This is a genomic window from Streptomyces sp. NPDC048420 (assembly GCF_040651535.1).
Lineage (GTDB): Bacteria > Actinomycetota > Actinomycetes > Streptomycetales > Streptomycetaceae > Streptomyces.
The window spans coordinates 522,572-534,390 of the sequence record NZ_JBEZKG010000002.1 but is presented as its reverse complement, the minus strand read 5'-3'; the positions used below and the strand labels follow the sequence as shown (position 1 = coordinate 534,390).

Sequence of the window (11,819 nt, the reverse complement as noted above, 5' to 3'; positions counted from 1 at the left end):
GCCCCGACCCACCCACCGAACCCAACGCGCTACACACGCCCCCACCGGACCCGCACAGGCCGCCGCAGGCATCCAGGGGCACGGGGAACTGCGCAAAAACACCAGCCCCCCACCGGCCCGCAGACAATCAAACAACCGAACCCCGGCTCAACCGCCGGAGGCCCCCGCCCCCAACGCCCCCCGCTGCGGCCGAATCCCCGCCGGCACAGCCCGCGCCCGCGCCGGCGTCCCCGTCCAGCATGTGCCCCGACGAGCCAGCAACCGCCCCAACCACAGCTCAAGGGAGACCAGATCCGCCAAGCCGTCCAACGGCAACGGCTCCCCCTCCGCCGCCCCGCGCAGCGCCTTGCGGACGACCCGTGCCTCCACCAGCCCCGCCTGCGCGAGCAACGGCGTGCCGAACAGCGACATCAGGGAGTCCGCCGCGACCCGCAGCCCCGTCCGGGTCGCCGCCGCCGAGGACGCGTGCGAGGGGGCGCCCCAGCCCGGCGGGAGGTCGGAGACACCCGCGCCCTCCAGGACCGTGCGGAGGATCTCGGCGCGGGCGCCCGGCCGGACCCGCAGGGCCTCGGGGAGGGCGCGGCAGGCGCGCACGACCTGGTTGTCGAGGAACGGCGCGTGCAGCCGCTGGGAGCGGATCTCCGCGGCCTGCTCCAGAACCCGCAGATCCGACGCGTGGCGGGCGAGCGCCGCACGCGCACGGAAGTCACCGGGATGCTGACCGGGACCAACCCCGGAGCGCTGTGTGGCCCCCTGCAGGCGAACCGATACTTCAGCGAGCGCCTCCCCCGTCAGCCAGCGCGCCGCGGGCCCCGGTCTGGCCCAGGTGAGCGCGGCGAGAGACGCCCCCACCGCGCCCCCGGGCTCGTCGAAGCGCTGGTGCATGAGCCGGTCGGCCAACATCTCCAGACCGACCCGGTACGGCGTACGGGCCAGCTTCCGCGCGGCGCCGTACACGCGCGCGGGGACGAGCACGGAACCGTCCGCCTTGGCCAGCGCGGCCACCGGCCGGACCAGATGGCGGCGCTTGCGGTCCATCAGCAGGTCCGCGAGGCGCGCCGGATGCGCGTCCAGCACCTGCCGGGCCCCGTACCCCGTGAAGTGGTCCGCGCTCCCCGCGGCCAGCCGCGCGCGGTGCCGTGCCGCGGTCACCAGGCACGGCCCCGGCTCGTCCGTCAGCGGCCCGTCCAGTTCGGCGTACGGGAGCGTCTCCTCACCGCCGGCCACCACCACGTGATGCAGCCGGGGATTGGCCGCGAGCGTCCCGGCCCGCTCCACCTCGGCCTCCCGCCCGCCCACGACGAGGTCGTTGAAGGTGACCGCGAGCAGCCGCTCGCCCGCCCCGGTGCCGTGTCCGAGGACCGTGCCCGGCATTCCGGGCAACCCGGCGGCCAGCAGGGCGAGCGTTCCCGACGCGGGTCCGCCGGACAGGTCGGCCCCGATCCCCGGTACCGGCATCCCGCGCGCGGCACGCCGTTCGGCGGGCCCCATGCCGGGCACGGGGCCCGGGTCGATGTCGGGCACATGGCGCGGCGCGGACAGACGCGCGCGTACCGCGTCCACCAGGGCGTCGCGCACACCGTCGACCGCGCTGTCCGGGTCGGCGGAGGGCGCGGCGACCGCGAGGGAGGCGACGGGTTCGTAACCGGCGACCTCGCGTGCGCCGTTGCGCAGGATCAGCGCGTGCCCCGGCGGAATGCGCCGTACGCCCTCGTAGGGCGTGGAGTCGTGGAGCGCGGCCGGCACGTCGGGGGCGGCGAGGAGGGCGGCGAGGTGCCCGAAGTCGAGGTTGGCCTCGATGAGGTCGGCGAGGGGCAGCGCGGCGGTCGCGTAGGCCGTACCGCCGGCCCAGGGCGTGTGGAACACCGGCCGCGCGCCCGCCAGGTCGCCGCACACGGTGATCCGGCGGCCCACCTGGACCACGGCCGTGTAGCCGCCGGGCCAGGCCGTCAGATGCCGAAGTGCCCCTCCGCGCGCGGCGAGCAGTCCGACCCGCAGCTGATCGTCGGAGGCCCCGCAGGTGCCGAAGACGGCGATCCGGGTCTGCGCGTCGACCTTCACCACGCGTACCTCGTCGGGCCGCCAGTCGCCGACCGCCCACAGCGGATCCGGGTCGCCCCACAGGAGATGCGAACCCACCGGGTGCACGGTCTCGCCGTCGCTTCCGGTGGCCCCCGCGGACCCGATCCCGGGAACACCTGCGGCGGTGCTGCTCCACCCCACCAACCACCGCATCGACGCCTCCACAGGCTGTGGACAACCAGTGCACCGTTCGAACCGGTCACCATGCTGCCATGAAGGAGGCGTGCCGTAGGGGCGGTGGAGCCGCTGGAGATGTGGGGAACGCGCCCCTGTGAACACCCGCGTACGCCTGCCGCCGGCTGTATGGGGCAGGGGGCTTGCGACGCGAATGCGCCCCCGAAACGCTCCCCAAAAACGCCTAACGCGCCCTCAACTACCGTGGTGGGAGGGCTGATCGCCCGCGAAGACGAGGGTCGGTTTTCGGCCAAATCGGCGACATCGGAGCAGGCTCACGCACGCTCCGTACACAGGCCGCGCGCCGACTCGACAGGCGCGCAGCCCGGGAGACGCCACTTCGCCCCCCGGGCCGTTCCGCCGCCCGCGGGGATGTAGGCGGCGGTGTCCCCCAGCCCACTGGATCCAGTACAGCGGGCCGACCCACGCATCATCCATCGAAGCGCTCCACCGATGGCCGGAGAAGAGCGCACACACGGGCGCACGGCCACACAACGGGAGCACGACGCAACTGCGCGTATCGGACCCGTACTTCAGTACGGACCACAATCCCGCCATCCGGAACAATGCCCCTTAACGCTTGGGATGCGGCGAACTACGCTGGGTTTACGAATGCCGCGTGGTTATGCCAGCGCGGCAGCCGTCTGTGTCGAGGGGTGGCGCATGTCCAGGGAGCAACGCGGGCCGAACGAAAAGCTCGGCACCGTTCTCGCCCTCGCGGGAATCAGCAACGCAGGACTCGCGCGTCGCGTCAACGATCTTGGCGCCCAACGCGGGTTGACTCTTCGCTACGACAAGACGTCGGTGGCGCGCTGGGTGTCGAAGGGAATGGTGCCGCAGGGTGCGGCGCCGCACCTCATCGCCGCCGCCATCGGCCAGAAGCTCGGCCGCCCGGTGCCGCTCCACGAGATCGGCCTGGCGGACGCGGATCCCGCGCCGGAGGTGGGCCTCGCCTTCCCCAGGGACGTCGGACAGGCCGTCAGGTCGGCCACGGAGCTCTACCGTCTCGACCTCGCCGGCCGCCGGGCCGGCACGGGCGGCATCTGGCAGTCGCTCGCCGGTTCGTTCGCAGTGAGCGCATACGCAACGCCCGCCTCACGATGGCTGATAACCCCGGCCGACAGCTCGGTCGCACGCGAGGTGAACCATTCGGAGGGCTCCGGCGCACCGCTCAAAGTCGGCCACAGCGATGTGCAGAAGCTGCGGGAGGCCGCCGAGGACGCCAGGCGCTGGGACTCCAAGTACGGAGGCGGCGACTGGCGTTCGTCCATGGTGCCGGAGTGTCTGCGGGTGGAGGCGGCACCGCTGCTGCTCGGCGCGTACTCCGACGAAGTGGGCCGGGCACTGTTCGGGGCCTCCGCCGAACTCACCCGTCTCGCGGGCTGGATGGCCTTCGACACGGGACAACAGGAGGCGGCGCAGCGGTACTACATCCAGGCGCTGCGGCTCGCCCGCGCGGCGGCGGACGTACCGCTCGGCGGGTATGTGCTGGCGTCGATGTCGTTACAGGCGACCTACAGAGGGTTCGGCGACGAGGGTGTCGATCTCGCGCAGGCCGCGCTCGAGCGGAACCGTGGCCTTGCGACCGCCCGCACCATGAGCTTCTTCCGGCTCGTCGAGGCGCGGGCACACGCGCGTGCGGGTGACGCGGTGGCGGCCGGAGCGGCGCTGAAGGCGGCCGAGGGGTGGCTGGAGCGGTCCCGGGAGGGGGACAACGACCCCTCGTGGCTCGGGTTCTACTCCTACGACCGGTTCGCCGCCGATGCCGCCGAGTGCTACCGGGATCTAAAGGCGCCGCGTCAGGTGCGGCGGTTCACGGAGCAGGCGCTGTCGAAGCCGACGGAGGAGTTCGTACGGTCGCACGGGCTGCGGCTGGTCGTCTCCGCGGTCGCGGAGCTCGAGTCGGGCAATCTCGACGCGGCGTGCGAGCAGGGGGTGCGGGCGGTGGAGGTCGCGGGGCGCATCTCGTCGGCGCGCACCACCGAGTATGTGAAGGATCTTCTGCACCGGCTGGAGCCGTACGGGGACGAGCCGCGGGTGGTGGAGCTGCGCGAGCGGGCTCGGCCACTTCTGATGGCTCCGGCGTAAAGATCGCCTACGCGTCTGCCTGGCTTGGGTCGACTTGCGTCTTCGGGCGCGTTGTGGCTGGTCGCGCAGTTCCCCGCGCCCCTGAAACAGCATCACCGAACCCGGCGTTTGAAGTGGCTGTCAGTGGTGCAGTGCACTATCGGAGGCGGAGGTGGTGCAGACGTGGTCGCTTACGACTGTGACGTGCTCGTGATCGGTGGGGGCATCGTCGGGTTGTCCACGGCGTATGCGATCACGCGGAGCGCGCCCGGTACACGGGTCGTCGTGCTGGAGAAGGAGGCCGGGCCCGCCCGGCATCAGACCGGGCGGAACAGCGGGGTGATCCACAGCGGGATCTACTACCGGCCCGGGTCGCTCAAGGCGCGGTACGCCGTGCGCGGGGCCGCCGAGATGGTCAAGTTCTGCGCGGAGTACGGCATCGCTCACGCGGTGACCGGCAAGCTGATCGTCGCGACCGAGCGCGACGAGCTGCCCCGGCTGCACGGCCTGGTGCAGCGCGGCCGGGAGAACGGCATCCCGGTGCGGGAGCTGGGCGCCGCACAGATCGCGGAGTACGAACCCGAGGTGGAGGGGCTCGCCGCCATACACGTCGGGACGACCGGGGTGTGCGACTTCGTCGGGGTCGCACGGCAGCTCGCCGAGGCCTCGGGGGCGGAGATCCGGTACGGCGCCGAGGTGCGGCGGATCGACCGGCGGCCGGAGCTCGGGGTCGCCGTGCTGACGGGCGCCGGGGATGTCGTACGGGCGCGGGTGCTGGTGAACTGTGCCGGGCTGCACTGCGACGAGATCGCGCGGCTGACCGGGGACGACCCGGAGATGCGGATCGTGCCGTTCCGCGGGGAGTACTACACACTGGCGCGGCCCGAGCTGGTGCGGGGGCTGGTGTATCCGGTGCCGGATCCGGCGTTTCCGTTCCTCGGGGTGCATCTCACGCGCGGGATCGACGGCAGCGTCCACATCGGGCCCAACGCGGTGCCGGCGCTGGCCCGGGAGGGGTACGGCTGGGGGGTCGTACGGCCCCGGGAGCTCGGGGCGACCCTGGCCTGGCCGGGGTCCTGGCAGATAGCCCGGCGGCACTGGCGGTACGGCACGGGGGAGCTGCGGCGGTCGGTGTCGCGCAGGGCGTTCACCGCGGCGGTGCGCAGGCTGCTGCCCGCTGTCACGCCGGACGACCTGGTGCCCTCGGCCGCGGGGGTGCGGGCGCAGGCGGTGCTCCGGGACGGGACGCTGGTGGACGACTTCCTGTTCCGGGAGGGGCCCCGGACCGTCCATGTGCTGAACGCGCCCTCGCCTGCGGCGACGGCCTCGCTGCCGATCGGGCGGGAGGTGGCCCGGCGGGCGCTGGAGGCGTTGCGCTCCGCGTGACGGGCGGAACATCCCTGAGCCGCGTTCGGCTCCGGCCGCCCCGTAAAATCGACCTCACTGTGTCTGACTCCCTCAACGCTTCCGAAGCCCCCCGGCCCCAGCACCGGCCCGCCGACGTCGGCGCGGCCGCTCCGCACGCCCCCGGTGTCTCCGTGCGGCACACCCGTGGCAAAGGGGAGCCGCGGTTTCCCGACGGGCCCAGTGCCGATCCCGCCGGGTCGCACTTCGAGCGGCGGATCCGGAGTTTCCAGCCCCGGCGGAGCCGGGTGACGGCGGGGCAGGCGGACGCATTGCAGCGGCTGTGGCCCACGTGGGGGCTCGACATCGACGGGCAGCGCACGATCGACCTCGGCGAGATGTTCGGAAACGACAACCCCGTCGTGCTGGAGATCGGGTTCGGGATGGGTGAGGCCACCGCGCAGATGGCCGCGGCCGAGCCGAAGACCAACATCCTCGCCGTCGACGTGCACACGCCCGGGCAGGGGAACCTGCTCAACCTCGCCGAACAGCAGAAGCTGTCCAACGTCCGGGTCGGCAACGGCGACGCCATCATCCTGCTGCGCGAGATGCTCTCCGAGGACTCGCTCGACGGGCTGCGCGTCTACTTCCCCGACCCCTGGCCCAAGAAGCGGCACCACAAGCGACGGCTGATCCAGCCGGAGTTCCTCGACCTGGCCGCGACCCGCCTCAGGGCCGGCGCCCTCGTGCACTGCGCGACCGACTGGGAGCCGTACGCCGAACAGATGCTCGAAGTGCTCTCCGCGCACCCCTGCTTCGAGAACACCCAGGCCGAGGGCGGTTTTGCGTCGCGTCCCGAGTTCCGGCCGCTGACCCGTTTCGAGGGACAGGGACTGGACAAGGGACATGTCGTGAACGACCTGCTGTTCCGCCGCGTACAGCACGGCGACCGAACCGACCGATCCGCTCAACCCCCCACCGGCGCCTGAGCGTGACCGCCCGGCTGCGGGCGGCGCCTCCGTCTCGTTAAGGTCGATGCTGTGGCCACCTGTCCCCCGTATCCGACGCACCCCGGTGACCCCACCGGTGGCGGCACGCTGCGGCATGCTCACTGGTGGCAGCGGAAGTGGGTGCGCTACGGCGCTCTGACCACGCTTCTGGCGCTGTCCGGGCTCGTCATCCTCGCCCTGGTCCGCGAACAGACCGGCACCGAGGGGTTCCTGGTCGGCCTCGGCCTCGCCGTCCTGCCCGTGCCGCTGCTCATAGCCGCCTTCCGCTGGCTCGACCGGGTCGAACCGGGACCCTGGCGGAACCTGCTGTTCGCCTTCGCGTGGGGGGCCTGCGCGGCCGCGCTGATAGCGATCATCGCCAACAGTTTCGCGACGAAGTGGATAGCCACCGCGACCGCCGACCCGACCAGCGCAGACACCCTCGGCGCGACCGTGATAGCACCGGTCGTCGAGGAGTCGGCCAAGGCCGCCGCCGTACTGCTCGTCTTCCTGTTCCGCAGACGGGACTTCACCGGGATCGTCGACGGGGTGGTGATCGCCGGGGTCACCGCGACCGGGTTCGCGTTCACCGAGAACATCCTCTACCTCGGCACCGCCTTCGGCACCGACCAGCTCACCGGCGACCGGGGCATCGCCTCCGTCACCGCCGCGACCTTCTTCGTACGGGTGGTGATGTCGCCGTTCGCGCACCCCCTGTTCACCGTCCTCACCGGCATCGGCTTCGGCATCTCCGCGTTGTCGGCGGAACGCCAGCACATACGGCGGGTGCTCGTCCCGCTGTCGGGGCTGCTGCTCGCCATGGGCATGCACGCGATGTGGAACGGCTCGTCGACGCTCGGGGAGTACGGGTTCTTCGCGGTGTACGCGATGTTCATGGTGCCCGCGTTCGCGCTGCTGACCTGGCTGGTGATCTGGACACGGCAGCGGGAGCTGAAGACGGTGCGCGAGGAACTGCCCGCGTACGCCGTCGCGGGGTGGCTGACACCGACCGAGCCGTATGCGCTCGGATCGATGCGGGCGCGGCGGGTGGCCCGGGAGTACGCACGGCGGCAGCTCGGCGGGCGTGCCGCGGGGCGGGCGGTCGCGCAGTACGAGGCGTACGCGACGTCTCTGGCGTTTCTACGGCGACGGGGGCGGCTGGGGCGGGCCGGGGCCGACTTCGTCGTACGGGAGCGGGAGTTGTTGCAGGAGCTGTGGTGGCGGCGGGAGGTGGCGCGGCCGGCGCTGGATCACGCGGCGCGGATGACGGCGCCGCCGGTACCGGTGGCTGCGCCGCCTTGGCCGGTGTACGGGGTGTACGGACATCCGCCGCACCCGGCGCAGCCGGTCCCACCGACGGTGCCGTACCCCGCGTACAACCCGTACCGGACGTAGGGGCCAGGTCTACGCCGACGCCTCCGTCAGGCGCCCGAGCTCCTCCTCCGTCAGCGTCAGTTCCGCCACCCCCAGCAGTGCCGGGAGCTGCTCCACCGTGCGGGCCGACGCGATCGGGGCCGTGACCGTCGGCTGGGCGGCGAGCCAGGCAAGGGCGACCGTGGCGACCGGGGTGTCGTGGGAGGCGGCGATCTCGTCGAGGGCTGCCAGGACCTTGCGGCCGCGCTCCGTCTCCAGGTGCTTGCCCGCGCCCCCCTTCGCACGGGCGCTCTCGACCGTCGCGCCCGGGCGGTACTTGCCCGTGAGGAAGCCGGAGGCGAGGGCGAAGTACGGGACGGCGGCGAGGCCCTGGTGGGCGGCGACGGCCTGGAGTTCGCCCTCGTAGGTGTCGCGGGAGACCAGGTTGTAGTGGGGCTGGAGGGCGACATAACGAGCCAGGCCCTCGCGGTCCGAGAAGGCCAGGGACTCCGACAGACGCTCGGCGGAGATGTTGGACGCCCCTGTCGCCCGCACCTTGCCCGCCTTCACCAGCTCGTCCAGCGCGCCGATGATCTCCTCGACGGGTGTCTCCGGCTTGTCGAAGTGGGTGTAGTACAGGTCGATGTGGTCGGTGCCCAGGCGCCGCAGCGAGGCCTCCGCCGCCGCCTTGATGTTCTCGGCGGACAGACCGGGGAAGTCGGGGTGCTGGCTGACCTTCGTGGCGATGACGACGTCGTCGCGGTTGCCGCGGGCCGCGAGCCACCTGCCGATGACGGTCTCGGACTCACCGCCGGAGTTGCCGTCCACCCACGCCGAGTACGAGTCGGCCGTGTCGATGAAGTTGCCGCCCGCGGCCGTGTACGCGTCGAGGACCGCGAAGGACGTGGTCTCGTCCGCGGTCCAGCCGAACACGTTGCCGCCGAGGGAGAGCGGGAAGACCTCCAGATCGGAGGAGCCGAGCTTGCGAAGAGGAATGGAAGTCATGTCCTACGTCAACGCAGGCACCGGAAGCCGGTCTTCCGATGCCTGCGACAAAGTTCCGTAAAGAACCTCAGGGGTTGAGCCCCTTGCCCCGCAGCCACGCCATCGGGTCGATCCCGTCGGCCGAGCCGCCGGGGTGGACCTCCAGGTGCAGGTGCGCGCCGGTCACGTTGCCCGTGGCGCCGACGCGCCCGATGACGTCACCGGTGCTGACCTTCTGGCCGACGCTGACGCTGATCGAGGACTGGTGGCAGAACCACAGCTCGGTGCCGTCGTCGAGGGTGAGGATCGTGCGGTAGCCGTAGGAGCCGGCCCAGCCGGCCTCGGTGATGGTGCCGCTGTGGATCGCCTTGATCAGCGTGCCCGTGGGGGCGGCGAAGTCGAGGCCCGTGTGGTAGCCGGAGGACCACAGGGAGCCGGCCTGACCGAAGGTCGAGGTGATGGTGTACGAGGAGGTCGGCAGCGTGTACTGCTTGGCGAGCTCGGCCAGGCGCTCGGCCTCGGCCTTCTTCGCGGCCTCCTCCTCCGCCTTCTTCTTCGCGGCGGCGGCCTTCTCCTGGGCGTCCTGCTCCGCCTTGGCGGCGGCCGCGTCGGCCTCCTTCTCGGCGGCGTCCGCGACGGCCTGGGCGGCCTTGGTGTCGATCTGGTCCTGCTGCTGCTCGGCCTGGGCCAGGATCCGCGAGCGCAGCACCTCACCGGCGTCCGAGGTGGACGCGGCCTGCGTCGTCTGAGTGGAGTCGGTGCCGACCGTGCTGAAGGCGCTCGTGTCGTCGGAGGAGGCGGACTCGTCCGAGATGAGCGAGCCCACGTTCGGCAGGTCCGGCATGGAGATGGACACCGGCGGCTTGCCGGTGTTGGCGCTGGCCATGCCGCCGGCGCTGACGGCGGCTATGACACCGACGCCCAGAACGGTGGAGCTGCGGGCGAATCCTCCGCCGCGCTGCTTGGCGACGCGATGCCGGCCGCGCACCGGAGCGAGGGACTCCGCGGTCGGGTTCCACTCGCCGAGGGGGGCCTCGTCGTCAGCACGGTAACCGCCGTACACGAGAGTGTCGCTGGGTACGTACGGCGCCTCGGGGGCAGGCGGGTTGGACGCCACGTGGGCGTACTCCTTTCCTTCCTTCTCGCCTACCGGGTTAGCTGACGGGTTCGGAGCAGGAAGGTCTCCTACGCGCGTATACCCGCCGTGCTGGCACGGCGGACTACGAGCGATTCACCCCAAGTGGTGGTTCCCCGGTTCCCTTGCGGAATTCGGCGCGTGAGCACGGAGCCGTCTCTTGTGACGGCTGGGACGACCGCGCTGCGTTATCGAACGTTAATAGACCCGGGGGCCCGATTCCAAGCTGTTCCGCTTGATCGTTAACGAAATCCCGCAGGACTTACGGCCCATGAACGGCGAAAAACGGGCGAGTTGACCTTGCCTCACGTGACCCACAGGTAATGACGGTATGTCAGTTGTTATGCGGAGGGCGCTCGCCCGCTCACACCACGTCACGACGGCCGTCGTACGGCGAGCAGCGCCATGTCGTCGGTCAGGAACCCACCGGAATGCCGGCGCGCCTCCTCCGCGAGGGTCAGCAGCAGCGCGCCGGGGTCCGGGAAGCCACGGCCGGCAAGGCGGGCCTCGGGGTCGTAGAACCGCCCCTGACCGTCCCGTGCCTCGGACAGTCCGTCGGTGTACAGGAGCAGCGTGGCCCCGCCCGGGAAGCGGCTCTGCTCGGCGCGGTCGGGCCACGTGCCGAGGTCGCCCATGCCGAGCGGCAGCGCGGGTTCCCGGGGCGGCAGCGCGCACACCGTGCCGTCGGCGTGCAGCAGCAGGGGTGGCGGGTGCCCGCGGTTGACGAGCCGTACGACCCCCTCGCCGTGCGGGAGTTCCGCGAGGACCGCGGTGGTGAACCCCTCGAAGGCCTCGACGCTGTCCCGGCGCGTGCCCTCCCGCGCCAGCGCCCGCTCCAGCCGCTGGGCGACCGCCTCCAGCGTGGACTCCTGCTCGGCGGCCTCCCGGAACGCCCCGATGACGATCGCGACGGCCGCCACCGCCCCGATGCCCTTGCCGCGCACGTCCCCGACGATCAGCCGTACCCCGTGCGGGCTGTCCTGCACGGCGTACAGGTCGCCGCCGATGAAGGCGTCGGCCTGGGCCGCCTCGTAGCGCACCGCGATGTCCAACCCGCCGATGCGCCCGGCGGGTTGGGGCAGCACCGCGCGCTGGGCGGCCTCGGCGATCTCGCGCTGGGAGGCGAGCTGCTCGCTGCTGCGGCGGACGAGGAGGTTGATGAGGACGGCCAGGACGGCGACCGTCACCACGGTGACCGTCTCGGTGACGGCGTCCACTTCGAGGAGGAGGCCGAGCCTGACATGGATGGCGAGGACGACGAGGACGGACGCGACACCGGTGAGGATGGTGCCGCGCCGCGAGTACAGCGGGGCGGCGACCAGGGGCGCGGCGGTGAAGAGGGGCGCCGCGGAGAACTGCGAGGGGGTGAAGTAGTCGTAGAACGCGCCGACGACGATCAGCAGTGCCGGGAGCATGCGGACGACGGTGCGCGCGTACGAGATCGGCCCCTCCTGCTCCACTCCTCCAGGTTCCCCTGGCTGCTTTCCGCAGGCGAGCCGGGTGGACCGACCGGGGGAAACACTCAGGGCCGGAATCCAGTCACTGGATTCCGGCCCTGAGCCTTCAGTAGCGGGGACAGGATTTGAACCTGCGACCTCTGGGTTATGAGCCCAGCGAGCTACCGAGCTGCTCCACCCCGCGTCGTTGTGTAACCAGCATACGTCATCCACGGGGTGGTTCGCGCCAGGGTT

General features: G+C 71.8%; 8 protein-coding genes, 1 tRNA gene and 1 riboswitch. Of the genes, 4 read left to right on the top strand and 5 right to left on the bottom strand.

The window, feature by feature from the left end:
* Nucleotides 1–147: 147 nt before the first annotated feature.
* Nucleotides 148–2,235, bottom strand: coding sequence for an asparagine synthase-related protein (locus tag AB0D34_RS05190; RefSeq protein ID WP_362656603.1), 2,088 nt, complete (start codon nt 2,233–2,235; stop codon nt 148–150).
* A gap of 684 nt (nt 2,236–2,919) precedes the next feature.
* Here AB0D34_RS05190 and AB0D34_RS05185 point away from each other — a divergent pair.
* The 4 genes from AB0D34_RS05185 to AB0D34_RS05170 all read left to right on the top strand — a co-directional run bounded on the left by AB0D34_RS05185 (nt 2,920) and on the right by AB0D34_RS05170 (nt 8,051).
* The gene (locus AB0D34_RS05185) at nt 2,920–4,344 is read left to right on the top strand and encodes an MFS transporter (protein ID WP_362656600.1); all 1,425 of its coding nucleotides are present in this window, start codon (nt 2,920–2,922) and stop codon (nt 4,342–4,344) included.
* Between the two features lie 162 nt (nt 4,345–4,506).
* The gene (gene lhgO, locus AB0D34_RS05180; RefSeq protein WP_362656597.1) at nt 4,507–5,709 is read left to right on the top strand and encodes an L-2-hydroxyglutarate oxidase; all 1,203 of its coding nucleotides are present in this window, start codon (nt 4,507–4,509) and stop codon (nt 5,707–5,709) included.
* 59 nt (nt 5,710–5,768) lie between these two features.
* Nucleotides 5,769–6,656: a tRNA (guanosine(46)-N7)-methyltransferase TrmB gene (gene trmB / locus AB0D34_RS05175; protein ID WP_362656594.1), complete on the top strand. Its 888-nt coding sequence runs from the start codon at nt 5,769–5,771 to the stop codon at nt 6,654–6,656.
* 51 nt (nt 6,657–6,707) lie between these two features.
* Nucleotides 6,708–8,051 carry a PrsW family intramembrane metalloprotease gene (locus AB0D34_RS05170; RefSeq protein ID WP_362656591.1) on the top strand — a complete coding sequence of 448 codons (1,344 nt, stop codon included), beginning with the start codon at nt 6,708–6,710 and terminating at the stop codon, nt 8,049–8,051.
* 9 nt (nt 8,052–8,060) lie between these two features.
* On the opposite strand, the gene AB0D34_RS05165 is transcribed toward AB0D34_RS05170, so the two are convergent.
* From AB0D34_RS05165 to AB0D34_RS05150, 4 genes are all read right to left on the bottom strand, one after another.
* Entirely contained in the window at nt 8,061–9,014 is a 954-nt protein-coding gene (locus tag AB0D34_RS05165) for an aldo/keto reductase (protein WP_362656588.1), read from the bottom strand.
* Nucleotides 9,015–9,081: 67 nt separating this feature from the next.
* Nucleotides 9,082–10,110 (bottom strand): M23 family metallopeptidase, encoded by a 1,029-nt coding sequence (locus AB0D34_RS05160; protein ID WP_362656585.1) that lies wholly within the window; start codon nt 10,108–10,110, stop codon nt 9,082–9,084.
* Between the two features lie 11 nt (nt 10,111–10,121).
* A riboswitch (cyclic di-AMP (ydaO/yuaA leader) is annotated at nt 10,122–10,278 on the bottom strand.
* 224 nt (nt 10,279–10,502) lie between these two features.
* Nucleotides 10,503–11,588: a PP2C family protein-serine/threonine phosphatase gene (locus tag AB0D34_RS05155; protein WP_362656582.1), complete on the bottom strand. Its 1,086-nt coding sequence runs from the start codon at nt 11,586–11,588 to the stop codon at nt 10,503–10,505.
* Between the two features lie 107 nt (nt 11,589–11,695).
* Nucleotides 11,696–11,769, bottom strand: a tRNA-Met gene (locus tag AB0D34_RS05150).
* Between the last annotated feature and the right edge of the window lie 50 nt (nt 11,770–11,819).